Below are 25883 nucleotides of genomic sequence, written 5' to 3'. Positions count from 1 at the left end.
GGCACACCGACCGAGTGGAGGACCGGAGTGCGCATCACCGTCGTCGCCGTCCTGGTGGGCGCCGCCCTCGCCCTCACCGGGTGTCAGGGTGCGACGACCGCGGCACCCACACCCGTGCGCAGCACGGACCTGACGAGCTCCGACGGTGGCTTCGACCGGAACGCCGTGGTCGGTGTGGTGCTCGCGCCGGGCGACGACGCGCTCGCGGCAGACCTCGAGGACGGGCTCGGTGACGCGGGCTTCCGGCCGGACGTCCGTGTGGCGCCCCGGCCGGACGCCGCGACGGCGCAGCGGCAGGCCGTCGACGGGCTCGTCCGCGACGGGGCGAAGGCGCTGCTGGTCCGCGCCGTCGACGCGGGGTCGCTCGCAGGTGCGGTGCAGACGGCGCACGACGCCGGCGTGGTCGTCGTCTCGCTCGGCGACGCGGTGCCGGCGAGCGGGACCGGGGGCGACGGCGTCTCGGCCGACCACCGGGTGACGACGTCAGACGACCCCGGCGCGACCGCGCGCACCGCGGTCGACGTGGTCCGGTCACTGCAGCGCGGCGAGCAGCCGGACGCGGACGACTGATACGGGCGCGCCAGTGCCCGAGCCCGGGGACGGTGCCGCTCAGGCGGGACGACGGTCGGTCAGTGCCACCACGCCGGGAACGACAGCGTGATCGTCTCGACGAGGGCCTTGCGGGAGCGCCGTGGTCCGGCGAGCCAGGCGCCGATCGCGCCGACGAAGCCCTGTGCGACGAACCCTGCGGCGACGTCGTCGAGCATCGCCGGGCGGGCCGCGGCGTCGAGCTCGCGGATGTGCTGCGCGCTCGACACCGTGAAGTGCTCGACGAGCAGCCGGTGCAGCGAGGCGTCCTCGGTGTCCGGGAGCCCCCGCGCGTAGATGTCGCGGTGCGCGACGACGTGTTCGACGACGGCGTCGATGCCCCGTCGGGTGATCGCGGCGAGCTCGTCCGTGTCGGCTCCGCGTGCGGCGGCGGTGCGGCGGGCCTCGACGTCCTCCTCGCGGATCCGGTCGAGCTCCGGCGTGAGCACGTCGGCGAGCAGGGACCCGGGGGAGACGGCGTGCGAGTAGAAGGTGGCGCGGTTGATCCCCGCGGCGCGGGTGACGTCGGCGACGGTGATCCGGGACACGGGGCGATCGGCGGCGAGTCGGAGGATCGCCTCGCGCAGCGCTGCCGTCGTGTGCAGGATGCGGGCGTCGACCACGACACCACCCCCTTCTGTTGCGTCGGCCCGGTCACCGACGCGTGCCCGAGCAGTCCGACGCTACCGCACGCCGACCGCGCGGACGGGTCGGAGAGCGCAGTGTGACGGGCCCCTCCGTCGGTGGGCGTTCCACGAGCGGGCGTGCAGGCCCTACGATGGTTCCGGGGCCGAATCGATTCGACCCGCGTCGACGCAGCCGTTGCCGAGTCACGTGACGAGCCCCGCACCCGTCTCTCCTGCACCCCTCCTCCCGTGAAGGACCGCTCGTGACCGCGCCCGCCACCACCGGATCGCTCCGCGTCGTGCTGCACCCCGGTGACGCCCTCACCCGGCGTCAGCGACTCGTCTACGTCTTCGTGCTCGGCGCGCTCACCGCGCTCGGGCCGTTCACCATCGACCTCTACCTGCCGGCGTTCCCGTCGCTCGAGCGCGAGTTCGGCATCAGCGAGGGGGCGGTGCAGCTCACGCTGACGGCGACCACCCTGGGCTTCGCCGTCGGGCAGCTGCTCGTCGGTCCGTGGAGCGACAAGGTCGGCCGACGGCTCCCGCTCATCGTGGCGACCACGGTGCACGTCGCCGCGTCCGTCGGTGCCGCGCTCGCGCCGGACGTCGAGGTCCTCGCGCTCTTCCGCGTGCTGCAGGGCATGGGGGCGGCCGCGGGCGGCGTCGTCGCGATGGCGACCGTGCGCGACCTGTTCGGCGGCAAGCCGCTCGTGCGGATGCTGTCGCGCCTGGCGATGGTGAACGGCCTCGCGCCGATCCTCGCACCGCTCATCGGCTCGCAGATGCTGCAGTTCGTCAGCTGGCGCGGGGTCTTCGTCTTCCTCGCCTGCTACGGCGCCGCGGTCGTGATCGCCTCGTCCCTGCTCATCGTCGAGACGCTGCCGAAGGCCCGCCGGCACGAGGCCGGGCACTCCACGATCGGGCAGCGCTACCGCGCGCTGCTCTCCGACCGGATCTTCGTGGGGGTCGCGCTCATCGGCGCGATGGTCTTCAGCGGCCTGTTCTCGTACCTCAGCGCGTCGCCGTTCCTCTTCCAGACCGTCTACGGGCTCGACGCCCAGCAGTACGGGCTGCTCTTCGCGGTGAACTCGATCGGTGTCGTGGTCGGGGTGCAGGTGTCCTCGCGGCTCGCGCAGCGGGTCGGCCCGCAGTGGATCCTGGCCTGCTCGACGGCGACGCTGTTCGTGTCGGCGGCGGCGATCGTCGTCCTCGACCAGCTCGGTGCCGGACTCGTCGGCGTCCTCGTGCCGCTGTGGTTCTTCATCGCCGCCTGCGGCTTCACCTTCCCGCTCGTGCAGGTGATCGGGCTCGCCGCGCACGGCAAGGAGGCCGGCACCGCCGCGTCGCTCCTCGGTGCCCTGAACTTCGGCGTCGCCGGCCTCGTGTCGCCGATCGTGGGCATCATCGGCATCGACGCCGCGACCCCGATGGCCGCGGTGATGGGCTGCACCGCGGCGGTCGCGGTCCTCGTGCTGTGGGTCGTCGTGCGGCCGAGGACGGTCCCGGCGCTCTCGCACTGACCGACCGCAGCACTGACGCGCTGGCCGACCGCCGAGACCGGACCGGGTCGTCGCTGCGTCCGTAGGCTGCGGGCATGAGCGACGCGGTGGAGCAGGCACGGGCGGCGGCAGCGGCGGCGCAGGCCGCGGCGGAGGAGGCGCGTCGGCTCGCCGACGAGGCAGCTCGTCGAGCCGAGGAACTCGCCGCCGCGCTGCAGCAGGCGGCCGACACCGCGGAGCCGGCCGCGCCGAGCGTCGACCCGGCCACCCGCGAGCCGGAGCCGACGTCGGGGACGGGCACCGAGCCTCCCGGCAGCACCGCAACACCGGACACCGCTCCGGCCGACACCCCGCCGTCCGCGCCCGCGCCGTCCGCGCCCGCGCCGTCCGGTCCCCTCGGCCCCGAGGCGGTCGCCGCCGTCCGTGCCGGCTACGCCCTGGAGGGGACCGCCCTCGAGCTCGGCGCCCTCGTCAACGGCGCACCCCTGCCCGACGTGCCGGTGCGGATCCCGCTCGCGATGCTCAACCGCCACGGCCTCGTGGCGGGCGCCACCGGGACCGGCAAGACCCGCACACTGCAGGTGCTCGCCGAGCAGATCGCGGCTACCGGCGTCCCCGTCTTCGCCGCCGACGTGAAGGGGGACCTGTCCGGGCTCGCCGAGGCGGGACAGCCGAACGACAAGCTGCTCGCACGGACGGCCGGCATCGGCCAGCGGTGGGAGGGCCTGGCGAGCCAGGCGGAGTTCTGGTCCCTCGGCGGACAGGGCGTCGGCGTGCCGATCCGTGCCACGGTCTCGGGGTTCGGTCCGCTGCTGCTGTCGAAGGTCCTCGGGCTCAACGAGACGCAGGAGTCGTCGCTCGGTCTCGTGTTCCACCACGCCGAGCGCGCCGGACTGCCCCTGGTCGACCTGGCCGACCTCCGTGCCGTGCTGACCTTCCTCGTCAGCGACGCGGGCAAGGCCGAGCTGGCCGAGCTCGGTGGCCTGTCGAAGCAGACGGCCGGCGTGATCCTCCGCGAACTCGTGACCTTCGCGGACAAGGGGGCCGACCGGTTCTTCGGGGCGCCTGAGGTCGACACGCAGGTGTTCCTCCGCACGGCCGCCGACGGACGCGGGATCGTGAACCTGCTCGAGGTCCCCGGCGTGCAGGACCAGCCGGAGGTCTTCTCGACCTTCCTCATGTGGCTGCTCGCGGACCTGTTCAACGAGCTCCCGGAGGTCGGCGACACCGAGAAGCCGAAGCTCGTGTTCTTCTTCGACGAGGCGCACCTGCTCTTCAGCGGCGCGTCGGACGACTTCACCGAGCAGGTCGTGCGGACGGTCCGGCTCATCCGGTCGAAGGGCGTCGGCATCGTCTTCGTGACGCAGACACCGAAGGACCTGCCGGACGACGTGCTCGCGCAGCTCGGGTCGCGCGTGCAGCACCAGCTCCGGGCGCACACGCCGGACGACGCGAAGGCGCTCAGGGCGACGGTGTCGACCTTCCCGACGAGCGACTACGACCTGGCGGAGGTGCTGACGTCGCTCGCCACGGGCGAGGCGATCGTCACGGTGATGGACGAGCGCGGTGCGCCGACACCGGTCGCGTGGACGCGACTGCGCGCTCCGCAGGGATCGATGGCCCCCCTGCCGTCGTCCGTCCTGGAGGCACGGGTCGCCTCCTCCCCGCTGCTCGCCACCTACGGCACCGCGGTCGACCCCGAGTCGGCCCGCGAGATCCTCGCGGCCCGGATGGAGGCAGCCGCAGCGGAGGCCGCTGCAGCCCAGGCGCAGGCCGAGGCGGAGCAGGAGGCGGCACGTGCCGCCGCCGCGGCGGCGAAGGAGGCGGCCGCGCAGGCGCGGCGCGACGAGCGGGAGCGTGCGGCGGCCCAGGCCGAGGTCGAGCGGACGCAGCGGGAGTTCGAGCGGGCCGAGCGGGCTGCGACCGCGCGGCGGTCGCGCTCGTCCACGCGGACGCGTACCAGGCGGGTGACCGACGACCCGTTGGCCGACCTGCTCGGTCCGGGGATCGGCGGCGCGATCGCGAAGGAGGTCGTGCGCGGGATCTTCTCGACGCTCCGGCGGCGTCGCTGAGGACCCGTGTCAGCGGGCCAGGAGCTCCACGGTCTCGACGGCCAGGAGGGCGACACCGATCCCGACGGTGAGCAGGGCCACCACGAGCACACCGGCACGACGCTCGTACCAGGTGCGGCTCGCCGGCCAGCGGCGTGCGAGCTCGCGCGTGTGGACGGGACGACGGTCGTGCTCGACGGGGAGGTCGAGGGCCTCGAGCACCCGGTCGAGGGCGGACTCGCCCCAGACGTCGCCGCGCATCCGGAACAGGTGGCCGCCCTCGGCGTCGAACGCCAGGAGCTCCCGCGTGGTGCGGTCGGCGGAGGCGCCGTAGGTCGTCGCGACCACGAGCCGGTGGAGCCGGTCGCGGGCGACGTGCCGGTTCGGCGTGAGGACCGCGCGGAGGACGACCGACTGCGCGTCGATGCCGAGGTACGCCTGCCCGAGCCGGACGAACAGCGCGCAGACGAGCACGGCGAGGACCAGGACGACCGGGACGACGAGGGTCCACCACCGCACCGGCAGCGACACCCAGGCCAGGGCCACCGCCAGCGGGACGGCGGAGCACACGACGCTCAGCACCGTCGAGCGGACCAGCGACCGCCGCGGACGGAGCAGGACGTCGAAGACGGGCGTCCGCAGTCGTCCTGCGGTCGGCATCGTCGCTTCCCCCACGTGGGTCTCCTCACCCCTCGGGCGCGGGCAGGCGAGAGTCCTGCCGCGGACGACGCCCCTGCCGTCCGCTGCACCGCGACCGCCCCGTCCCGGGGGCGACCGTCTGCTCAGGATAGGGGCGAACGGGGGTGGAGGACAGCGCGTTCCACCCCCGATGAGCGTTTCCCGGCCAGGACCGGTGCGACGGGGGGCGTCGTGGTCGGGCAGGTGGGGGACCGGGAAGCAGGACAGGCGCGTCCGGGATCCGGACGCGCCTGTCGGTGCCTGCTGTCGGTGCTTGCTGACGGTGCTTGCTGTCGTGCCAGTCGTTCTGCGGAGAATGGGGGATTCGAACCCCCGAGGGCTTGCACCCAACACGCTTTCCAAGCGTGCGCCATAGGCCACTAGGCGAATTCTCCAGTGCCGTCTCGCGACGACACCCCATGGTACAGGTTCCGGAGCGTGCGGATGACCACACCCTCCACAGATCGTCGGGTTCCCAGAGCGCCCGACACCCGCCCGACTAGCCTGGAGGGGTGTCGACCCGCATCTACATCACGTCAGCAGAAGGACACACGGGCAAGAGCACCGTCGCCCTCGGTGTCCTCGAGACCCTCGCACGCTCGGTGGGACGGGTCGGGGTGTTCCGCCCGGTCGCCCGGTCGGTCGTCGAGCCGGACTACGTGCTCGAGCTCCTGCTGCAGCACAGCGCGGTCGGGCTGTCCTACGACGAGGCCGTGGGCGTCACCTACGACGACGTGCACGCGGACCCGGACGCCGCCCTCGGCACGATCCTGTCCCGGTTCGCCGAGGTCGAGCGGCAGTGTGACGCGGTCGTCGTGCTCGGGTCGGACTACACGGACGTCGGCAGCCCCACGGAGCTGTCGTTCAACGCGAAGGTCGCCGCGAACCTCGGTGCACCCGTCCTGCTCGTGCTCGGGGGTCGCGACGCGGCGGAGCGCGGGGTCCGGACGCCCGACGCGATGGCGCAGGTCGCCGACGTCACGACGAGCGAGCTCCGGGCGGCGCACGCGCAGCTGCTCGGCGTCGTGGTGAACCGGGCCGACCCGGACGCCCTCCCGGCCATCGTGCAGAGCGTCGAGACCGCCGTGCGCGACGACCACCCGGACACGCCGGTGTGGGCCATCCCCGAGGACCGCGTGCTCGTGGCGCCGACGGTGCGGGCACTCCTCGAGGCGACCGGCGCCACGCTCGTGCGCGGGGACGAGGCCCTGCTCGACCGCGAGGCACTGGGCACGGTCGTCGCCGGCATGAGCATGGAGAACGTCCTCCCGCGGTTGATCGAGGGCGGCATCGTCGTCGTCCCCGGGGACCGCAGCGACGTGCTCCTGGCGACCGTCCTCGCGAACCAGTCCGAGACGTTCCCGAGCCTGGCGGGCGTGATCCTCAACGGCGGGTTCGAGACGTCGCCGCAGATCACGCGCCTGCTCGAGGGCCTGTCGAGCTCGCTGCCGATCGCGCGGAACGACCTCGGCACCTACGACACCGCGCTGCGCATCACCCACACCCGCGGTCGGCTCGCGGCCGACTCGCCGCGGAAGGCCGACCTCGCGCTGGCGCTCTTCGAGCAGCACGTCGACGCGGACGCCCTGCGGGACCGTCTGCAGCTGACGCCGTCCGGGGTCGTCACACCGCTCATGTTCGAGCACGGCCTGCTCGACCGGGCCCGTGGGTACGGCAAGCACATCGTGCTGCCGGAGGGCGACGACGACCGCATCCTCCGTGCTGCGTCCACGTTGCTCGCACGGCAGGTCTGCGCGCTCACGGTCCTCGGCGAGCCGGCGGCGGTGCGTGCCCGGGCGACGGAGCTCGGCCTCGACCTCGAGGGCGCCCGGATCGTCAGCCCCTTCGACCCCGAGCTGCGGGAGCGGTTCGCGGCGGAGTACACGCGGCTGCGGGCGCACAAGGGCATGTCCATCGAACTCGCACGCGACACCGTCACCGACGTGTCCTACTTCGGCACGCTCATGGTGCAGCTCGGGCTCGCCGACGGCATGGTCTCGGGTGCGAAGCACACCACGGCGCACACGATCCGCCCGTCCTTCGAGATCATCAAGACCCGTCCGGACACGTCCATCGTGTCGAGCGTCTTCCTCATGGCCCTCGCGGACCGCGTGCTCGTCTACGGCGACTGCGCGGTGATCCCGGACCCGACGAGCGAGCAGCTCGCGGACATCGCGATCTCGTCGGCCGAGACCGCGTCGCAGTTCGGCATCGACCCCCGCGTGGCGATGCTCAGCTACTCGACGGGCGACAGCGGCACCGGGGCGGACGTCGACAAGGTGCGCGCCGGCACCGCCTTCGTGCGCGAGCGCCGTCCGGACCTGCTCGTCGAGGGACCGATCCAGTACGACGCCGCCGCCGACCCGACCGTCGCCCGCACCAAGATGCCGGACTCGCCGGTCGCCGGCCGCGCGACGGTCTTCGTGTTCCCGGACCTCAACACCGGCAACAACACGTACAAGGCCGTGCAGCGCTCGGCCGGTGCCGTCGCCATCGGTCCCGTGCTGCAGGGCCTGCGCAAGCCCATCAACGACCTCTCCCGCGGTGCGCTCGTCAGCGACATCGTCAACACCGTCGCCATCACGGCCATCCAGGCCGGCACCGCGACGGACGCAGCCTGACCCCGGGGACCCGCACCGTGCCTCCCGTCCGATCCAGAAAGTGACCACCCACGTGACCGCAGCCCTCGTCGTGAACTCCGGTTCGAGTTCGTTCAAGTACCAGCTCATCGAGCTCGAGGGCGAGCGCACGCTCGCCTCGGGCCTGGTCGAGCGCATCGGGGAGTCGTCGGGCGCCTGGAAGCACACGAACGCCGTGACGGGGGAGACCTCGTCGAACGACGCGGCCGACGTGCCCGACCACGCCGCCGGCTTCCAGGCGATGATCGACGCCTTCGCGAAGGTCGGACCGTCGTTCGACGAGCACCCGCCGGCCGTGGTCGGGCACCGCGTCGTGCACGGCGGGACCACCTTCGACCGCGCGACCGTCGTGACGGAGGACGTGGAGCGGCAGATCGACGAGCTGAGCAGCCTGGCGCCGCTGCACAACCCCGCGAACCTCGAGGGCATCCGGGCCGCGCAGCGGGTCTTCTCGGACGTGCCGCACGTCGCCGTGTTCGACACCGCCTTCCACCAGACCATGCTGCCGCACGCGTACACGTACGCGATCCCCGCGGACCTGGCCGAGCGGTACCGCATCCGCCGCTACGGCATGCACGGGACGAGCCACAAGTACGTCTCCGAGCAGGCCGCGGTGTTCCTCGACCGGCCGCTGGCGGAGCTGAAGACCATCGTGCTGCACCTCGGCAACGGTGCCTCGGCGGCGGCCGTCGACGGTGGGCGGTCCATCGAGACGTCCATGGGCCTCACGCCGCTCGAGGGGCTCGTGATGGGCACCCGTTCCGGCGACCTCGACCCCGCCGTGCTGATCCACCTGCACCGCGAGGCCGGGCTCGGCTTCGACGAGCTGGACACCATGCTCAACAAGGAGTCCGGGCTGCTCGGGCTCACGGGCAACGGCGACATGCGGGACGTGCAGGACGCGGCGCTCGCCGGCGACGAGGACGCGGAGGCGGCGCTCGCCGTGTACCGGCACCGGATCCGTCGCTACGTCGGCGCCTACACGGCACAGCTCGGCGGGCTCGACGCGGTCGTCTTCACCGCGGGCGTGGGGGAGAACAACGCCCTGCTGCGTCGGCGCGTGCTCGCCGGCCTCGAGCACCTCGGGATCGAGGTCGACGCCGACCGGAACGAGCTGCACTCGAAGGAGGCACGGCGCATCTCCACGGACGGCTCGCGGGTCGCGGTGCTCGTCATCCCGACGAACGAGGAGCTCGAGATCGCTCGGCAGTCGGCGGCGGTCGCGCTGTAGGGCGCTGCCGGGTGCGGGACGCCGTCCGGTGGGCGAGACGCCGCCGAGTGCGCGAGACGCCCCCGGATCCGGCAGTGTCTCGTCGCTCGGACGGCGTGTCCCGCCGAGGCGCGGGCCGCCCGGGTCAGCTCATGGCCTGCAGGGCGGCCGGGATCGGCGTGTCCCCGCTCGTGACCTCGAACTGCACGCCGACCGCGGCGTCGTCGAGCAGGGCGTGCAGCACGAGTGCAGCGACGTCCGCGCGGGGGATCGATCCCCGCGGCACCGTCCGGCCGACGGCGACCGTGCCCTGCGGCGGGGTGTCGAGCAGCCCGCCCGGGCGGATGATCGTCCACCGCAGGTTCCGCATGCGGATGTTCGCGTCGGCTTCGGACTTCGCGCGCAGGTACACCTGGAACACGTCCGCCTCGGTCTGCGCCGGGACGACGGCCCGCTCGCGGTCGTAGGCGTCGGCACCCATCGCCGAGATCATCACGTAGCGCTGGATGCCGATCCGCTCGGCCGCGTCGGCGAGGGTGATCGCGGCATCCCGGTCGACGGTCTCCTTGCGCTCCGCGCCGCTGTTCGGGCCGGCACCGGCGGCGAAGACCACGGCGTCGACACCGCGGAGGCGCAGCGCGAGCTCGTCGTCGTCCACCTGCTCGAGGTCGACGACCATCGCGGTGGCGCCCTGCTGCTCGACGTCGGTCACGTGCGCGGGGTTCCGGATGATCGAGACGGCGTCGTGTCCGGCATCGGTGACGAGTCGGGCGAGGAGCAGGGCGATCTGACCGTGTCCTCCGGCGATGGCGATCTTCATGTGTCCGATACTGCCCGTCGCGTCCGGTATGCTTCCGGAGGCTCCTCACGTGACGCCATCCAGGCCAACTCCCCCAGGGCGGAAACGCAGCAAGGGTAACCGGGCTCTGGCGGGTGCGTGAGGAGTCTTTGCATTCCCGGGACCTCATCGCCGTACCGCGGCGAGACCACGTCGTGCACGGCCTCCACAGGTCGTCGCGCAGGCGTCGCGCTGTCGGCTGTCCCGGCTACCCTTGTCGCGTGGTCACCGCCCTGTATCGCCGTTACCGGCCCGAGAACTTCGCCGAGCTGATCGGGCAGTCGCAGGTCACCGACCCGCTGCGGACCGCGCTCCGGACGAACCGCGTGAACCACGCCTACCTGTTCAGCGGACCGCGCGGGTGCGGCAAGACGACGTCCGCGCGCATCCTCGCGCGGTGCCTGAACTGTGCCGAGGGCCCCACGGACACGCCGTGTGGTGTGTGCCCGAGCTGCGTGGAACTCGCGCGCGGTGGCGGTGGGTCGCTCGACGTGATCGAGATCGACGCCGCGAGCCACAACGGTGTCGACGACGCCCGTGACCTGCGCGACCGCGCCGTCTTCGCACCGGCTCGCGACCGCTACAAGATCTTCATCCTCGACGAGGCGCACATGGTGACGCCGCAGGGCTTCAACGCGCTGCTCAAGCTCGTCGAGGAACCGCCGGAGCACGTCAAGTTCATCTTCGCGACCACCGAGCCGGAGAAGGTGATCGGCACCATCCGGTCCCGCACCCACCACTACCCGTTCCGACTCGTCCCGCCGGCGACGATGCTCGAGTACATCGAGCAGCTCTGCGCGCAGGAGTCCGTCTCGGTCGCGCCCGGCGTCCTGCCGCTCGTCGTGCGGGCCGGCGGCGGGTCGGTCCGCGACACCCTGTCGCTGCTCGATCAGCTCATGGCGGGCAGCGAGGACGGTGCGATCGCGTACGAGCGGGCGGTCGCACTGCTCGGCTACACCGATGCCGCGCTCCTCGACGACGTGGTCGACGCGCTCGCCGTCGCCGACCCGGCGTCCGCCTTCGCCGCGATCGACCGCGTCGTGCAGACCGGCCAGGACCCGCGACGCTTCGTGGAGGACCTGCTGGAGCGCCTCCGCGACCTGATCGTCGTCGCGGCGACGAACGAGAGCGCCGCCGCCGTGCTGCGCGGCATCTCGCCCGAGGAACTCGACACCATGACGCGGCAGGCGGGCGTGTTCGGCGCGACCGCCCTCTCGCGGTCCGCCGACATCGCCAACAAGGCCCTGACGGACATGACCGGCGCCACCTCACCGCGACTCCACCTCGAGCTGATGACGGCGCGGATGCTGGTGCCCGAGGCGGACGACACGCAGCGCGGCGCGCTCGCGCGGGTCGAGCGGCTCGAGCGCCGGGTGGGTGTCGGCGAGGTCAGCGGGCACGAGGGGACGACGACGGACGCCGGTGCCGGTGCTGCTGCCGCGCGCGCCGTTGTGCCGTCCACACGTCCGGGTGCCCCGGAGCCCGGGCCGTCGGCCGCGCCACGGACCGCTCCCGCTGTGCGGACGGCTCCCGCGCAGCAGCAGACCACCGCTCCGGCTGCCGCGGCGCCTGCATCGTCCGGGTCGGACGATCCGGGGACGGCCGTGCGCGACGCCGCCGCCTCGTGGGCAGCGGTGGCGCCGGGTGCGAAGGCACCGAGCGCGCCCGCAGCACCGGCCGCCGCCCGGCAGCCCGCGGAGGAACCGGAAGCGTCGGCACCCGAACGGCACGAGCCCTCCGGGACGGCGAACGCCTCGTCCACCGGGCAGGGGACCGCCGTCGGGGACGAACCCGTCGTGCGTCCGGTCACCCCGGTGGGCTTCCAGCAGCTCAAGGACGCCTGGCCCGAGGTCGTCGAGCACGTCCAGCGCTCCCGACGGTCGGCCTGGTCCGTCGTGGTCACCGCGCAGGTGACCGCGCTCCGTGAGGACGTGCTCACGCTGACCTTCCCGAGCCAGCAGGACGTGGCGTCCTTCAAGGAGATGTCCGACCCGTCGACGAGCGTGAGCGAGCTCCTGCGCTCGGCGATCATCGAGGTGCTCGGCCTGCGCGTGAAGTTCGTGGCGCGCGGCCCGGGGCAGCAGCAGCAGGCGGGCCGACCGCAGGCGGCACCGCAGTCGGCACCGCAGCCGGCGGCCCCGCAGCAGGCCGCACCCCGGCAGGAGGCGCCGCAGCAGCGACCGGCTCCGCGACAGGACGCGCCGTCGGTGACCTCGGACCGTCCGGCACCGCAGCAGGCGGCGCCGCAGCAGGCGCCGACGCAGCAGGCACCGACGCAGCAGGCACCCCAGCAGCAGCGACCGACGCAGTCCGAGCCGCAGCACACCGCCCCGACGACGGCACCCGCGTCGACGGGGCCCGTCACCGACTGGGCGGTCGCGACCATCCCCGCGACCGACCCGACCGCGGGCGCGGTCCCGGAGCACCTCGAGCCGGGCTGGTCCGCACCGTTCGGCACCACCGACACGGGGGAGCCCGTCGCACCGGTCACACCGGTGTCGGACCCGGCTGCCGACGCGGCCCTCGCGGCACAGCTGCGACCGGCCTCGGCACTCGGCGGAGCAGCAGCGCGCCCGCGGACCGGAGCACCGAGCGAGCAGCCCGCGACCGGGACGACCGGCGCGGCGGCGGGCACGGCACCGGACACCGCCGAGGCAGCTCCCGCGACGTCGGCTCCTGTGGTGTCCGGCCAGGGAGCAGCATCGAGCCCTGCAGCAGGAACGAGCACCGAGGTCCCGGTCGACGACTACCCGCTGGACGACGAGCCGTACGACGACGGCGCCCCGTTCCCCGACCCGGGTGCCGGATCCGCAGCACCGTCGACCCCCGCGCCGTCGACCCGCGCCCCGGGCCAGGGCAGCCCGACGCACGACCGCCCCCAGGCGGCCACCGCACCGCAGCGGACCGCCCCGGCCCAGCAGCGGACGGCCCCGCCACAGGTCCGGCGCGCCCCGGTCGCGGGCCGCTACGGCGAGGCCGTCGTCCGTGAGATCCTCGGTGCGCAGTTCATCGAGGAGACCGCCCTGCACGAGGAAGGCGCCTGATGTACGACGGCATCGTCCAGGACCTCATCGACGAGTTCGGCCGGCTCCCCGGCATCGGGCCGAAGTCGGCGCAGCGGATCGCGTTCCACATCCTGCAGACCGAGTCGTTCGACCCCGCACGGCTGTCCGAGCTCCTGGCCGAGGTCAAGGAGAAGGTCCGCTTCTGCGAGATCTGTGGCAACGTCACCGAGAACGTTCAGTGCAGCATCTGCCGCGATCCCCGACGCTCGCCGGCCGTCATCTGCGTCGTGGAGGAGGCGAAGGACGTCGCCGCGATCGAGCGCACCCGCGAGTTCCGCGGGCTCTACCACGTGCTCGGCGGCGCGATCAGCCCGATCGACGGCGTCGGTCCGGACGACCTGCGCATCCAGCAGCTCATGACGCGGCTGGCGGACGGCACCGTGGACGAGGTGATCATCGCGACCGACCCGAACCTCGAGGGTGAGGCGACGGCGACCTACCTCAGCCGTCTGCTCGTCCCGATGGGCATCCGCACCACCCGTCTCGCCTCCGGCCTGCCGGTCGGCGGCGACCTGGAGTACGCCGACGAGGTGACCCTCGGACGCGCCTTCGAGGGCCGTCGCGTGGTCGGGAACTGACCCCGGGCCACGCAGGATCGTTGCGTCGGTGCCCGCTCGCACGCAACATCCGCGGAACACCCTCTAGCATTGTCAGACCGCGTGACCGTCGCGGAACCGTCGTCCCCGGGAGTACCAGCCAGTGGCCCTGATCGTGCAGAAGTTCGGTGGATCGTCCGTCGCGGACGCCGAGAGCATCAAGCGCGTGGCGAAGCGGATCGTCCAGACGAAGAAGGCCGGCAACGACGTGGTCGTGGCGGTCTCGGCGATGGGCGACACCACCGACGAGCTCGTCGACCTCGCGCACTCCGTGACCCCGATCCCGGCCGGTCGTGAGCTCGACATGCTGCTCACGGCGGGGGAGCGCATCTCGATGGCGCTGCTCGCGATGGCGATCAAGAGCCTGGGGGTCGAGGCGTCCTCGTACACGGGCAGCCAGGCCGGCATGCTCACCGACGCCCAGCACGGCAAGGCCCGCATCGTCGACGTCACCCCGAAGCGCGTGCGCGAGGCGCTCGATGCCGGACACGTCGCGATCGTCGCCGGGTTCCAGGGCTTCAACCGCACCACGGGCGAGATCACGACGCTCGGACGCGGCGGGTCGGACACGACCGCCGTCGCCCTCGCCGCCGCGCTCGACGCCGACGTGTGCGAGATCTACACCGACGTCGACGGCATCTTCACCGCGGACCCCCGCGTCGTGCCGAAGGCGCAGAAGGTCGATCGGATCACGAGCGAGGAGATGCTCGAGCTCGCCGCGTCCGGCGCCAAGGTCCTCTACATCCGTGCCGTCGAGTACGCCCGACGGCACGGCGTCACCCTGCACGTCCGCTCCTCGTTCAGCAACGCCGAGGGCACCATCGTCTACAACCCTGCCGAGGGGGAAACCGTGGAAGAACCGATCATCACCGGGATCGCCGGAGACCTCTCCGAGGGCAAGATCACCGTCGTCGGCGTGCCCGACACCCCCGGCAAGGCCGCCGAGATCTTCACGATCGTGGCCCGCGCCGGTGCGAACATCGACATGATCGTGCAGAACGTGTCCGAGGCCGTCACCGGCCGCACGGACATCTCCTTCACGCTGCCGAAGGACCAGGGCCAGGGCGTCCTGACGGCGCTCGAGGTCGCGAAGGCCGACATCGGGTACGAGGGCATCCAGTACGACGACCAGATCGGCAAGCTCGCCCTGGTCGGCGCGGGCATGCGCACGAACGCGGGGGTCTCCGCGGCGCTCTTCCGCGCCCTGCACGAGGCCTCGATCAACATCGAGATGATCTCCACCTCGGAGATCCGCATCTCGGTCGTCACCCGCGCCGACACCCTGAACGAGGCCATGCGGGTCGTGCACCAGGCGTTCGGCCTCGACGCCGACCAGGAAGCCGTCGTCTACGCCGGCACCGGCCGCTGAGCAGCGCCCCCAGCACGCACCGACGCGGCCCACGAGCACGCACGGCACGACCCACGAGCAGGAGCACCACATGAGCACCACCGTCGCCGTCGTCGGCGCCACCGGCCAGGTCGGCGCCGTCATGCGTCGTCTCCTCGAGGAGCGCGCGTTCCCGGCCGACCGGGTCCGGTTCTTCGCGAGCGCCCGGTCCGCCGGCACGACCCTGCCGTTCCGCGGCGAGGAGGTCGTCGTCGAGGACTCCGAGACCGCCGATCCCTCGGGCATCGACATCGCACTGTTCTCGGCTGGTGCGACGGCATCGCGCGCGCTGGCGCCCCGCTTCGCGGCGGCCGGGGCCCTCGTGGTCGACAACTCGAGCGCGTGGCGGATGGATCCCGACGTGCCGCTGGTCGTCAGTGAGGTCAACCCGCACGCGATCGACGAGGCCCCGAAGGGCATCATCGCGAACCCGAACTGCACGACCATGGCGATCATGCCCGTGCTGAAGGTGCTCGACACCGAGGCCGGACTCCGTCGGCTGGTGGCCACCACGTACCAGGCGGTCTCGGGCTCCGGGCTCGCCGGGGTCGAGGAACTGCTGGGCCAGGCCCGTGCGGCGCTCGAGCAGGACACCGCTGCGCTGACGCACGACGGGTCGGCCGTGACCTTCCCCGAGCCGGTCAAGTACGTCCGCCCGATCGCGTTCGACGTCGTCCCGCTCGCCGGCTCGATCGTCGAGGACGGTCTGGGCGAGACCGACGAGGAGAAGAAGCTCCGCAACGAGAGCCGCAAGATCCTCGAGCTGCCGGACCTGCTCGTCGCCGGGACGTGCGTCCGCGTGCCGGTCTTCACCGGGCACTCGATCTCGGTGCACGCCGAGTTCGCGGAGCCGCTGTCGCCCGAGCGCGCCACCGAGATCCTCGCGTCGGCCCCCGGGGTCGAGCTGTCCGACGTGCCGACGCCGCTGCAGGCCGCCGGCCAGGACCCGTCCTTCGTCGGCCGCATCCGCGCCGACCAGTCCGCGCCCGAGGGGCACGGCCTGGCGCTGTTCGTCAGCAACGACAACCTCCGCAAGGGCGCCGCGCTCAACGCGGTGCAGATCGCGGAGACCATCCTCGCGCGGCGCACCGTCGCCGCGTAGGCGGGTCCGGGTCGCGATCGCGACCACCCGACGGACGGGAGGCGCGGTGCCGGTCGGCACCGCGCCTCCAGTCCGTCGTGCGCCCACCTGTCAGCGGTGCGCCGGTAGGATCGACGGGTGGCAGTGAAGCAGGTGGACCCGATCGACGTCGTCCTGGTCGGGGGAGGGATCATGAGCGCCACGCTCGGCGCCATCATCCACCGCCTCGAACCGACCTGGAAGATCCGCGTCTACGAGCGGCTCGGGTCCGTCGCGCAGGAGTCCTCGAACCCGTGGAACAACGCCGGGACGGGGCACTCGGCACTCTGCGAGCTGAACTACACGCCGGAGATGCCCGACGGCCACGTCGACATCGCCAAGGCGGTCACGGTCAACGAGCAGTTCCAGGTCTCACGGCAGTTCTGGGCGCACCTGGTCGAGACCGGCGCCTTGCCGCAGCCGTCGAACTTCATCAACCCGACCCCGCACATCTCCTTCGTGTGGGGCGCGGACAACGTCGAGTACATGCGGAAGCGGTACGAGGCGCTCAAGGACCACCCGCTCTTCGCGGGCATCGAGTACTCCGACGACCCGGCGCAGATCCGGAAGTGGGCGCCCGCGCTCATCCCGGGTCGCAAGAAGGACCAGCCGATCGCGGCGACCTACTCGGCGGCCGGGTCGGACGTCGACTTCGGGTCCCTCACGCAGCAGCTCTTCGACGAGCTCGAGATCGCCGGCGTCGAGTTCGAGCCGTCGCACCAGGTGCGGAAGATCACACGGTCGAAGGTGACCGAGGGATGGGTCCTCGACGTCCGGAACGAGATCGGCCGCTCGACCCAGCGCATCGCGGCGAAGTTCGTCTTCGTCGGCGCCGGTGGCGGTGCCCTGCACCTGCTCCAGCAGTCGGGCATCCCGGAGATCCGCGGCTACGGCGGCTTCCCGGTGTCCGGCGAGTTCCTCCGCACCGACGAGCCCGAGGTCGTGCAGAAGCACGCCGCGAAGGTCTACGGCAAGGCCAGTGTCGGCGCACCCCCGATGTCGGTCCCGCACCTCGACACCCGCATCGTGGACGGCTCTGCCTCGCTGATGTTCGGCCCGTACGCCGGGTTCAGCCCGAAGTTCCTCAAGCAGGGGTCGGTCCTCGACCTGTTCCGGTCGATCCGGCCGCACAACCTGCGGCCGATGCTCAGCGTCGCGTTCTCGAACTTCGACCTCGTGCGCTACCTGGTGGGGCAGCTGATGGCCTCGAAGCAGACCAAGTTCGAGGCGCTCCGCGACTTCATGCCCACCGCGGAGCCGGACAACTGGCACCGCATCACGGCCGGGCAGCGGGTGCAGGTCATCAAGCCGGATCGTGAGAAGGGCGGCGTGCTGCAGTTCGGGACCGAGGTCATCACCTCGGCCGACGGCTCCATCGCGGGTCTGCTCGGTGCGAGCCCGGGCGCGTCCACGGCGGTGCCGATCATGCTCGCGATGCTGCAGCGGTGCTTCCCGGACCGCTGGGACGGGTGGGCGCCGACGGTGCGCACCATGGTCCCGACGTACGGCACGGATCTCGGATCGGACGCACGACTGGCGGACGAGACGCTCGCGCGCACGGCGAAGGTCCTCGGGCTGCACCACTGAGGAACCCGGCTTGCCCTCCGTTCGAACGTGTGTTCGAATGGGGCGATGCGGTGGAGCGGACAGGCGATCGGAGCGGAGCGCGGTGACGCGCTGCCGGGTCTCGAGTCGAACAGCGGACTCGTCCGGAGCGTCACGACCCCGGAGTTCGCGGGCGTCACGTTCCACGAGGTCCTCGCGAAGAGCGCGCTGAACCGTGTGCCGGCGGCCGACGGCAGCGGCACCTACGGGTGGACGATCAACCCGTACCGCGGCTGCAGCCACGCGTGCGTGTACTGCTTCGCGCGGCCGACGCACACCTACCTCGAGTTCGACGGCGGCGCCGACTTCGACCAGCAGATCGTGGTGAAGACGAACGTCGCCGACGTCCTGCGCCGTGAGCTCCGCCGCCCGAGCTGGGACCGGCACCCGGTGGCGCTCGGCACGAACACCGATCCCTACCAGCGGGCCGAGGGGCGGTACCGGTTGATGCCGGGCGTCATCCGCGCCCTCGCCGAGTCGGGTACGCCGTTCAGCATCCTCACCAAGGGCACCCTGCTGCGTCGGGACCTGCCGGTCCTGGTCGAGGCGGCCCGCTCGGTGCCGGTCGACCTGGCGATGTCGATCGCGGTCTACGACGACGAACTGCAGCAGCAGGTCGAGCCCGGGACGCCGACGACGGCCGCGCGGTTGGCCACGGTCCGGGCGATCCGTGACGCCGGGCTCGAGTGCTCGGTGTTCCTCATGCCGGTCCTGCCGTTCATCACGGACACGCGGGCGCACCTCGACGACGCGATCGGGCGCGCGGCCGACGCCGGCGCGTCGAGCGTGATGTACTCCGCGCTCCACCTGCGTCCGGGTGTGAAGCCGTGGTGGTTCTCCTGGCTCGACCGGACCCGTCCCGACCTGGTCGCGCGCTACCGGTCGATGTACCTCGACAACACCTACGCGCCGACCGACTACCGGCGCTGGCTCGCCGAGCGGGTACGGCCGATCCTCCGCGACCACGGGCTCGGCCTCGGCCGGGTCGACCCGGCGACGGGTTCGATGGGGTTCAGTGACCGCCAGGCGCACCTGGTCCCCACGGCGGAGCCGGCGCACGCCGGGGCGGCTCCGGCCATCACGAACGGGTACCGCGTGCCCGTGTCCCTCGACGAGCAGTCCCGACCGACGTCCTCACCGCTCAAGCGTGCCGACCCGGACTGGGACCGTCGCGCCGGTGCGGCCCGGACCGCTGCGGGGCAGGCGGTGCCGACGCTCTTCTGAGCAGCATCCGCGATCCGCGTCCGGGGGACACCTCGTGTCGGTGATCGGCGGTAGCATCGGACAGGTCGCCGGACCGCGCTCGATTCGGGGTACACGATCGCCCCGCGGGTGCTCGTGTAGACCGGCGGCCGGACGACTCCCGGAAGGACCACGGACCCGTGCTCGGCATCCCCACGCACCTCGCACCGCGAGTGAACGCGTGGTCGACCGTGCGGGCGTTCCACGCCGCTGCCGTGGGGTCCGTCGTCGCCGCCGCCGTCACCCTGCTGCTCTACCGGCTGGCCGAGCCGGACGTCCGCGTCGCCGGGGCGGTGCTCGCGCTGCTGCCGATGCTCGCGATGATCGGTGTGCACGTGCAGTTCGGCACCTGGCGCTCCGCCGTGGCGTTCCTCGCCGTCGGCGGCGTGTGCACCTGGTGGTTCACGACCGTCGTGCAGCGCGAGGTCCCGACGGCCTGGGTGTCGAGCTACCTTCTCTCGCTGGCGGTGATCCCGCTCGTCCTCGTCGGCGGCGCGGGGGCCGTGGCCGGCCGGGTCGTGCTCTGGTCGTTCGGCGGGTTCCTGGTCGGCCGGCTCGCGACCTCACTCGCGGTGCTCCAGGCCGACGCACCCCCGAGGCCGCTCGTCCTCGCGTGGATCACGCTCGGGTTCGTGGTCGCACTCGTGCTGTTCACGAGCCGCAACACCGCCCGGTCGGAGCGCGTGCAGCCCGAACTCCTCCGCTCCGCGCGTGAGGAGCACGTCTCGGCCTACCGCGCGGGGGTCGAGGCCGAGGCCGCCGCCATCCTGCACGACACGGTCCTCAACCACCTCGGTGCCATCGCCCTCGCCCCGGACGGCCCGATGGACGCCCAGCTCGCCCGGACCGTCGAGACCGACGTCGCGATGCTCACCGGGCGGCAGTGGCTCGCCGCGCCGGACACCGGTGCCGACGCGGACCCGGACGCCACGACGACGGCGTTCGACGCGATGGTCGACGAGCACCGGACCGAGGGCCTGCGGGTCGCGGTCACCGGGGACACGAGTGCCCTGGGCCGGTTGGACGCCGCCGGGTCGACGGCGATGCTCCGCGCGGTCGGCCAGTGCCTGTCGAACGTGCGGAAGCACGCGGGCACCGATGCCGCGGAGGTCAGCGTGTTCGACGACGGCGCCTCGTGCACCGTGATGGTGGTCGACGACGGCCGCGGGTTCGACGAGCAGGAGACCGGGGCCGACCGGATGGGCCTGCGCGGATCGGTCCGCGAGCGCATCGGCCGGGTCGGCGGTGACGTGCAGGTGTGGTCCTCGCCCGGGTCAGGCACGAGCGTGATGATGTCCGTGCCGTACCCGGCCGCTGGAGCGGACACGGTGGACGCCTTTGCCGTGACCGGCGAGTCCGACCGGGGGAACACCCGGTGAGCCGCGTCGACGTCGTGCGCGCCGCCGCGCGGGGCTCCCGGACCGCCCAGCAGTACGACCCCCTCGGCGCCATGGGGTCGCGGCCCCTCGCGGTCGTGCTCGGCGCCGGTGGGGTCCTGTGGGCGCTGCTCGTGTCGCTGCTCGACCGTGACGTCCCCGGCAGCCCGACGCTCAGTGCGCTCACCGTGCTGGTCCTCGCCTCCTCGGGAGCGGTGGTCGTCACCGCGTCCTCACCCTTCCGGGCGCCGTTCCCGCGGTGGGCGTACGTCGTCCACGTTGCCCTGCTCGCCGTCGCGACCGTGTCGAGCGTCGCCGCCCAGTGGGGTCCTGACCGGAACGCCCTGAACGACTTCATGTGCCTGCTGACCGCGACCGGGATCGTCGTCGTCGCGCCCTACCGCCCGTGGCGCGACCTCGCCGTCGGCGGGCTCGTGCTCGCCGCCGTCGACGCGGCGACCTGGGGCGTCTCCGCGTCGGTGTTCCCGCACCAGGTGCCCGTGGCGGTGGCCGCCTTCCTCGCGGCGGCACCGACGCTCGTGCTCACCGCTGCGGCCGTGGTGTTCGCGTGGACCTTCGGCGGCCTGGCCGAGCGGGTGCAGATCCGTGCCGGTTCGTACTCGGTGGCCCGCGCGGAGCGCGACGGCATCGCCGCGAGCGTGCAGCAGGACCGCTCGGTAATCCTCGCGCGCGACGTCGCGCCGTTCTTCGCCGAGCTCCGCACCCGCGAGGTGATCACCGACGCCGACCGCGCCCGTGCCCGTGCGATCGCCGACGGCATCCGCCGGGCGATGGTCGCGGACGCCGACCGGACGTGGTTCGAGTACGCGGTCGTGGTCGACGGCGGTCCGGCGGAGGCCGTGGACGACCCGGACGGGCTCATCGCGACGCTCGACGCCGACCAGCGCACGGTCGTCCGCACCTTCCTGCGCGCGGCGCTCGGGGCGGCGACGGTCGACCCCGCCCGCTTCCGCGCGACGGTCCGCCGTGCCGACGAGCCCGGTGCTCCCGCCGGCCGCGTCGCCGTCCGCATGGAGCTCGCCGTCGACGACTCCGACGTGGGCATCCACCGCACCTTCGACCCCTACTTCGCGGTGCTCCGCGTGACCTTCCACGACCTCGACGTCGCGGTCCGACCATCGTCCCTCGCACTAAGGTTCTCCTATGACCAGCACTGATCCGACCCGGACCACGGAGGGCGGGTCCCCGCTCCCGCAGGCCGGCACCCGACGCGTGCGGCTGGCGATCCTCGACGACCACGAGGTGCTGCTCGACAGCCTGTCGAGCTGGATCGCCGTGAACGCCTTCGACTTCGACCTCGCCCTGACGGCCCACACGTGGCTCGAGATGGTGCACAGCGAGAACTTCCCGACGGACCTGGTGTTCCTCGACTTCCAGCTCAAGGAGCCGGTGTCGATCGAGGCGCGGGTGCGCACCTGCCGGGCCGCGGGCGCGAAGGTCATCGTCCTGTCGAGCGTCGACAGCCGCGAGTCCCGTGACCGCGCGCTGGCCGCCGGCGCCGCGGCGTTCCTGTCGAAGTCGCTGCCCATGCGCGAGGTCATGGACGTGGCGCGCGAGGTCATGGGCGTGTCCCGCGAGACCCCGGTCCAGCGCGACTGGCGTCCGCTGCCGACCGGGGCGAACGCGCACCAGCGGCCGAAGCTCAGCGCCGGTGAGGAAGAAGCGCTGCGCCTGTACGTGTCGGGCTACTCGACGAACGAGGTCGCCGCGCAGATGAACGTGCAGTACGAGACCGCGAAGACGTACCTGCGTCGGGTCCGCGAGAAGTACAGCAAGGTCGGTCGGCCCGCGTCGAAGAAGTCCGACCTCATCCGCCGTGCGGCCGAGGACGGGTTCCTCGCGTAGTGGCGAAGCTCTACTTCCGGTACGGCGCCATGAACAGCGGCAAGAGCACCGGGCTCCTGCAGGCTGCCTACAACTACGAGGAGCGCGGGCAGCGGGTCCTGCTCGCGAAGCCGTCGGTGGACACCAAGGGTGACCGCGAGATCGTGTCGCGCCTCGGGGTGACGCGGGCGGTGGACGTCGTGTTCGCGCCGGACGACGACGTCCGTGCGGCCGTCGCGGACGCCGGTGCGACCGACCCGGAGTCGGCTCGTCTCGACGGCATGGTCCGGCCGGTCAGCTGCGTCCTCGTCGACGAGGCACAGTTCCTCACACCGCGACAGGTCGACGACCTGCTCCGGATCGCCGTGCTCGACGACGTCCCGGTGCTCGCGTACGGCATCCGGACCGACTTCCGCACCGAGGCGTTCCCGGGGAGCGCCCGGCTGCTGGAGATCGCGCACTCCCTCGAGGAGCTCAAGACGATCTGCCGGTGCGGACGCAAGGCGGTGTTCAACCCGCGGAAGGTCGACGGGCGGTTCGTCTTCGACGGCTCGCAGGTCGCGATCGACGGAGCGGGTGTCACCTACGAGTCGCTCTGCGCGAACTGCTACCTGACGGAGTCGGGTGGGCGGCTGGACGGTGCGCTCGCGCACTGAGCGCGACCGTGTGACCGGACGGGAGGCGCGTGGCGGGCCCGCCACGCGCCTCCCGTCGCGGAATGTGCGCGCCCCGGCGTCGGTTGTGCCCCGCATGAGCGACGCAACCCTGCACCTGTCCGTCCTCGACCTGGCCACGCGTGAGTACGGCCAGACGAACACCGAGGCCCTGCAGGGCACCATCGACACCGCGGTCCACGCGGAGCGCCTTGGCTACGAGCGCATCTGGGTCGCGGAGCACCACGGCATGCCCGGCATCACGTCCTCGGCGCCGGCGGTGCTGCTCAGCGCCGTGGGTGCCGCGACCTCGCGGATCCGCATCGGCTCCGGCGGGGTCATGCTGCCGAACCACGCGCCGCTCGTCGTGGCGGAGCAGTTCGGCACGCTGCGGGCGCTCTACGGCGACCGGGTCGACCTCGGCATCGGCCGCGCACCCGGGACCGACGGGGCGACCGCGATGGCCCTGCGCCGGACGGACCGCCTCGACGTCGACGACTTCCCCCAGCAGCTCGCCGACCTGATCGGCTTCTTCACCGGCATGGACGAGGCGAACCCGCTCTCGCGCATCCGGGCCGTGCCGGGCTACGGCGACGTGCCGGAGTTCTGGCTGCTCGGGTCCTCCGGCTACAGCGCGCAGGTCGCCGGTGCCCTCGGTGTCTCGTTCGCCTTCGCGCACCACTTCGCCTCCGACAACACCGAGGCGGCCCTCGCGCTGTACCGCGACTCGTTCCGCCCGTCGCGCTTCCGGCAGACGCCGAACGCGCTCATCGGCGTGCAGGTCGTGACCGACGAGGACCCCGCGATCGTCGACGAGCAGAGCGCTCCCGGCATGATCTCGTTCATCCGGATGCGGCAGGGCGCGAAGCCCGAGCCGGTGTCGATGGACGAGGCGCGCGCGTACGAGTTCTCGGACCTCGAGCGTCGGTTCATCGCCGCGCGGACCGAGCGCCAGGCGTACGGGACGCGGGAGCAGGTCGCGGCGAAGATCAACGAGCTCGTCGCGTCCACCGGTGCCGACGGCGTGATCGTGGCACCGGGTGCGGCGCAGGCCCGGTACCGGCACCAGGCGCTCGAGGTCGTCGCGTCGCTGCAGGCCGAGGGCCGGCTGGTCCCGGCGGGCGCGACCGTCTGACGTCGCGCTCGCGTGGTGCCGTCAGGCGAGCAGGCCGAGCCGTGCCGCAGCGGTGATGGCGGCGACCCGCGTGCCCACGTCGAGCTTGCGGAACACGTTGTAGACGTGCCGCTTGACGGTGCCGACCGCGAGACCGAGCTCGGCGGCGATCTCGGCGTTGGACCGGGCTGCGGCCACGAGACGGAGCACCTCGAGCTCGCGGTCGCTCAGCGGTGAGCCGGCCCGGGCGTCGGTCACCAGGTCGACCGGGAAGGTCACCGGTGCGGCGTCGGTGCGGGTCGCTCGGACGATGCGGTCGACGAGCTCGCGGCTCGGTGTGTCCTTCGTCAGGAAGTCGACGGCGCCCGCGTCGAGCAGCGCGCGGCGGAGCACGGCGTCCCGGTGCATCGTGAGCACCACCACGGCGATCCGCGGGTGGTTCCGCCGGACGGTCGCGATGGTGGTGCGTGCGGGCGGGCCGTCGAGCTCGACGTCCAGCAGGAGGACGTCGATCGCGTTCGCCTCGGGGGAGTCGAGCACGTCGGACGGTCGCTCGCCGTGCGCGACCACGCGGATGGTCGGGACGGACGACAGGATCGTCGCGAGCCCCTCCCGGAACAGCCGGTGGTCGTCGACCAGTGCGACGTGGGTGATGCCGGTCACATCGACCCCCGCGGGACGGTCAGGCGGACGGTGGTGCCCGCTCCGGGCGCACTCTCGACGTCGAGTCGTGCGCCGAGCACCCCGGCGCGCTCGCGCATGGTCTGCTGGCCGAGCCGGCCGTCCGCGCCCGAGCCGGGCGTGAAGCCGGGTCCGTCGTCGCGGACGGTCACGACCACGGCCGTCTCGGACCACGCGAAGCTCACGGACGCGGTGGATCCCGGTGCGTGCTTCCGGCGGTTGGTGAGCGCTTCGAGCAGGATCGTGAGGGCCTCCTCGGCCTTCCAGTTCGGCAGCGTGCCACCGACGCCCGTCGTGGTGACGGTCAGGCGGTCGTCGCCCGGGAAGAGGTCGTCGACGTGCCGTCGCAGGGCGTCGTCGAGCCGGTCGTCGCCGACGCGTGCGTGCAGCGTCACCGCGAGGTCCTGGACGTCCGTCAACGCGGCACGCAGCAGGCGCGCGGCGCCCTCGAGCTGCTCGGAGCGTTCCGGTGGCGGTGGGTCGGTGAGCAGCACGAGGTCGAGCCGCTGCAGGCCGGCGAGGACCCCGTGGGCGACGCGGTCGTGGAGGTCCCGCGCGATCTGCGTCCGCGAGTCGAGGTTCGCCGTCGTCACCCGTTGCCGGAGTGCCTCGGTGTAGGCGATGGCGCCGGCCGGGAAGCGGCTCCACACCCCGGCGTGCAACGCCCGTGTCGCCCGCAGGACCTCGGCGGTGGTGCTGGCGCCGACCTCGTCCACGAAGACCGGCAGGTACGCGTCGAACAGCATCTCGGCGGCGAGCATCGCCCCGGCGGGGTGCTGGGCGTGCTCGGCGTGCAGCGCCCCCGTGGCCAGGTGGTCCGGGTCGAGGTAGCGGTCGCTGACGATGCTCCCGACGCCGTCACCCGAGGCGTAGCGCTCGTGCGCCTCGGCCACCATCGACGTGACGTTCTCGAGCAGGCTCCGGGCCATCACCGGGTCGTCGGCGAGGTGGGGGAAGCGGGCACCGATCTCCGAGAGGACGGCGGCGAGCGGGGCGGGGATCGTCATGACGCTTGCGAGCGTAGCGGGGGAGTGCAGCGCAGCAGCGGTCGGGACAGCGGTGTGTGTCGA

21 protein-coding genes, 1 tRNA gene and 1 other RNA gene are annotated in these 25883 nt (G+C 72.7%); 17 read left to right on the top strand and 6 right to left on the bottom strand.

Features of this window, described 5'->3' with window-relative positions:
- Positions 1-27: 27 nt before the first annotated feature.
- Entirely contained in the window at positions 28-570 is a 543-nt protein-coding gene (locus tag AB0N84_RS04510) for a hypothetical protein (protein WP_363544022.1), read from the top strand.
- A gap of 59 nt (positions 571-629) precedes the next feature.
- Here the strand turns inward: AB0N84_RS04510 and AB0N84_RS04505 are convergent, their stop codons facing one another.
- Complete coding sequence (locus AB0N84_RS04505) at positions 630-1211, bottom strand: TetR/AcrR family transcriptional regulator (protein ID WP_069712156.1); 582 nt, start codon at positions 1209-1211, stop codon at positions 630-632.
- Positions 1212-1477: 266 nt separating this feature from the next.
- On the opposite strand from AB0N84_RS04505, the gene AB0N84_RS04500 reads away from it, so the two are divergent.
- Together AB0N84_RS04500 and AB0N84_RS04495 are read left to right on the top strand one after the other, a co-directional pair.
- A complete protein-coding gene (locus tag AB0N84_RS04500; RefSeq protein WP_182045994.1) occupies positions 1478-2734 on the top strand; it encodes a multidrug effflux MFS transporter in 1257 nt (418 codons plus the stop codon).
- Positions 2735-2808: 74 nt separating this feature from the next.
- The gene (locus AB0N84_RS04495; protein ID WP_363544018.1) at positions 2809-4785 is read left to right on the top strand and encodes a helicase HerA-like domain-containing protein; all 1977 of its coding nucleotides are present in this window, start codon (positions 2809-2811) and stop codon (positions 4783-4785) included.
- A gap of 9 nt (positions 4786-4794) precedes the next feature.
- On the opposite strand, the gene AB0N84_RS04490 is transcribed toward AB0N84_RS04495, so the two are convergent.
- Both AB0N84_RS04490 and AB0N84_RS04485 read right to left on the bottom strand, forming a co-directional pair.
- Positions 4795-5439, bottom strand: coding sequence for a hypothetical protein (locus AB0N84_RS04490; RefSeq protein ID WP_182045996.1), 645 nt, complete (start codon positions 5437-5439; stop codon positions 4795-4797).
- A 313-nt stretch (positions 5440-5752) separates the two neighbouring features.
- A tRNA-Ser gene (locus AB0N84_RS04485) sits at positions 5753-5837 on the bottom strand.
- A gap of 117 nt (positions 5838-5954) precedes the next feature.
- On the opposite strand from AB0N84_RS04485, the gene pta reads away from it, so the two are divergent.
- Together pta and AB0N84_RS04475 are read left to right on the top strand one after the other, a co-directional pair.
- Positions 5955-8063, top strand: coding sequence for a phosphate acetyltransferase (gene pta / locus AB0N84_RS04480; RefSeq protein WP_289457434.1), 2109 nt, complete (start codon positions 5955-5957; stop codon positions 8061-8063).
- A 52-nt stretch (positions 8064-8115) separates the two neighbouring features.
- Positions 8116-9312 (top strand): acetate kinase, encoded by a 1197-nt coding sequence (locus tag AB0N84_RS04475; protein ID WP_363544175.1) that lies wholly within the window; start codon positions 8116-8118, stop codon positions 9310-9312.
- A 124-nt stretch (positions 9313-9436) separates the two neighbouring features.
- Here the strand turns inward: AB0N84_RS04475 and AB0N84_RS04470 are convergent, their stop codons facing one another.
- The gene (locus AB0N84_RS04470; RefSeq protein ID WP_363544014.1) at positions 9437-10111 is read right to left on the bottom strand and encodes an SDR family oxidoreductase; all 675 of its coding nucleotides are present in this window, start codon (positions 10109-10111) and stop codon (positions 9437-9439) included.
- A 36-nt stretch (positions 10112-10147) separates the two neighbouring features.
- Between AB0N84_RS04470 and ffs the strand changes: the two genes are divergently transcribed.
- From ffs to AB0N84_RS04410, 12 genes are all read left to right on the top strand, one after another.
- An RNA gene (ffs, locus tag AB0N84_RS04465) (signal recognition particle sRNA small type) lies at positions 10148-10244 on the top strand.
- Between the two features lie 106 nt (positions 10245-10350).
- Entirely contained in the window at positions 10351-13173 is a 2823-nt protein-coding gene (locus AB0N84_RS04460) for a DNA polymerase III subunit gamma and tau (RefSeq protein WP_363544011.1), read from the top strand.
- Positions 13173-13772, top strand: a complete 600-nt coding sequence (recR, locus tag AB0N84_RS04455; RefSeq protein WP_069712162.1) for a recombination mediator RecR — start codon at positions 13173-13175, stop codon at positions 13770-13772. Before AB0N84_RS04460 ends, recR begins: the two co-directional genes overlap by 1 nt.
- A gap of 121 nt (positions 13773-13893) precedes the next feature.
- Positions 13894-15159 (top strand): aspartate kinase, encoded by a 1266-nt coding sequence (locus AB0N84_RS04450; RefSeq protein ID WP_069712163.1) that lies wholly within the window; start codon positions 13894-13896, stop codon positions 15157-15159.
- 70 nt (positions 15160-15229) lie between these two features.
- Positions 15230-16279: an aspartate-semialdehyde dehydrogenase gene (locus AB0N84_RS04445; RefSeq protein ID WP_182046000.1), complete on the top strand. Its 1050-nt coding sequence runs from the start codon at positions 15230-15232 to the stop codon at positions 16277-16279.
- A 117-nt stretch (positions 16280-16396) separates the two neighbouring features.
- Positions 16397-17884: a malate:quinone oxidoreductase gene (locus AB0N84_RS04440; RefSeq protein WP_289457438.1), complete on the top strand. Its 1488-nt coding sequence runs from the start codon at positions 16397-16399 to the stop codon at positions 17882-17884.
- A 45-nt stretch (positions 17885-17929) separates the two neighbouring features.
- Positions 17930-19126, top strand: a complete 1197-nt coding sequence (locus AB0N84_RS04435) for an Rv2578c family radical SAM protein (RefSeq protein WP_289457439.1) — start codon at positions 17930-17932, stop codon at positions 19124-19126.
- 158 nt (positions 19127-19284) lie between these two features.
- Positions 19285-20523: an ATP-binding protein gene (locus tag AB0N84_RS04430; protein WP_363544005.1), complete on the top strand. Its 1239-nt coding sequence runs from the start codon at positions 19285-19287 to the stop codon at positions 20521-20523.
- Positions 20520-21698, top strand: a complete 1179-nt coding sequence (locus AB0N84_RS04425; protein ID WP_363544003.1) for a hypothetical protein — start codon at positions 20520-20522, stop codon at positions 21696-21698. The genes AB0N84_RS04430 and AB0N84_RS04425 overlap by 4 nt, the downstream gene beginning before the upstream one ends.
- Positions 21685-22386 (top strand): response regulator, encoded by a 702-nt coding sequence (locus tag AB0N84_RS04420; RefSeq protein WP_223246564.1) that lies wholly within the window; start codon positions 21685-21687, stop codon positions 22384-22386. The genes AB0N84_RS04425 and AB0N84_RS04420 overlap by 14 nt, the downstream gene beginning before the upstream one ends.
- Entirely contained in the window at positions 22386-23021 is a 636-nt protein-coding gene (locus tag AB0N84_RS04415; protein ID WP_182046005.1) for a thymidine kinase, read from the top strand. Before AB0N84_RS04420 ends, AB0N84_RS04415 begins: the two co-directional genes overlap by 1 nt.
- Before the next feature lie 94 nt (positions 23022-23115).
- Positions 23116-24153 (top strand): LLM class flavin-dependent oxidoreductase, encoded by a 1038-nt coding sequence (locus AB0N84_RS04410; RefSeq protein WP_363544001.1) that lies wholly within the window; start codon positions 23116-23118, stop codon positions 24151-24153.
- A gap of 21 nt (positions 24154-24174) precedes the next feature.
- Here the strand turns inward: AB0N84_RS04410 and AB0N84_RS04405 are convergent, their stop codons facing one another.
- Positions 24175-24795 carry a response regulator transcription factor gene (locus AB0N84_RS04405; RefSeq protein WP_289457443.1) on the bottom strand — a complete coding sequence of 207 codons (621 nt, stop codon included), beginning with the start codon at positions 24793-24795 and terminating at the stop codon, positions 24175-24177.
- On the bottom strand, positions 24792-25820 hold the full coding sequence (locus AB0N84_RS04400; RefSeq protein WP_363543998.1) for an ATP-binding protein: 1029 nt from the start codon (positions 25818-25820) through the stop codon (positions 24792-24794). The genes AB0N84_RS04405 and AB0N84_RS04400 overlap by 4 nt, the downstream gene beginning before the upstream one ends.
- Positions 25821-25883 lie beyond the last annotated feature (63 nt).

It is taken from the genome of Curtobacterium sp. NPDC089185 (assembly GCF_040685235.1).
Taxonomy (GTDB): Bacteria; Actinomycetota; Actinomycetes; order Actinomycetales; family Microbacteriaceae; genus Curtobacterium; species Curtobacterium citri.
This window is presented reverse-complemented; position numbering and strand designations above follow the sequence as displayed.

What these genes read in the sequence shown, in the direction of transcription:
- AB0N84_RS04410 (WP_363544001.1), top strand. Translation starts at nt 23,116, where the DNA reads ATGAGCGACGCAACCCTGCACCTGTCCGTCCTCGACCTGGCCACGCGT.
- AB0N84_RS04495 (WP_363544018.1), top strand. Translation starts at nt 2,809, where the DNA reads ATGAGCGACGCGGTGGAGCAGGCACGGGCGGCGGCAGCGGCGGCGCAG.
- AB0N84_RS04400 (WP_363543998.1), bottom strand. Translation starts at nt 25,820, where the DNA reads ATGACGATCCCCGCCCCGCTCGCCGCCGTCCTCTCGGAGATCGGTGCC.
- AB0N84_RS04435 (WP_289457439.1), top strand. Translation starts at nt 17,930, where the DNA reads ATGCGGTGGAGCGGACAGGCGATCGGAGCGGAGCGCGGTGACGCGCTG.
- AB0N84_RS04445 (WP_182046000.1), top strand. Translation starts at nt 15,230, where the DNA reads ATGAGCACCACCGTCGCCGTCGTCGGCGCCACCGGCCAGGTCGGCGCC.
- AB0N84_RS04470 (WP_363544014.1), bottom strand. Translation starts at nt 10,111, where the DNA reads ATGAAGATCGCCATCGCCGGAGGACACGGTCAGATCGCCCTGCTCCTC.
- recR (WP_069712162.1), top strand. Translation starts at nt 13,173, where the DNA reads ATGTACGACGGCATCGTCCAGGACCTCATCGACGAGTTCGGCCGGCTC.
- AB0N84_RS04420 (WP_223246564.1), top strand. Translation starts at nt 21,685, where the DNA reads ATGACCAGCACTGATCCGACCCGGACCACGGAGGGCGGGTCCCCGCTC.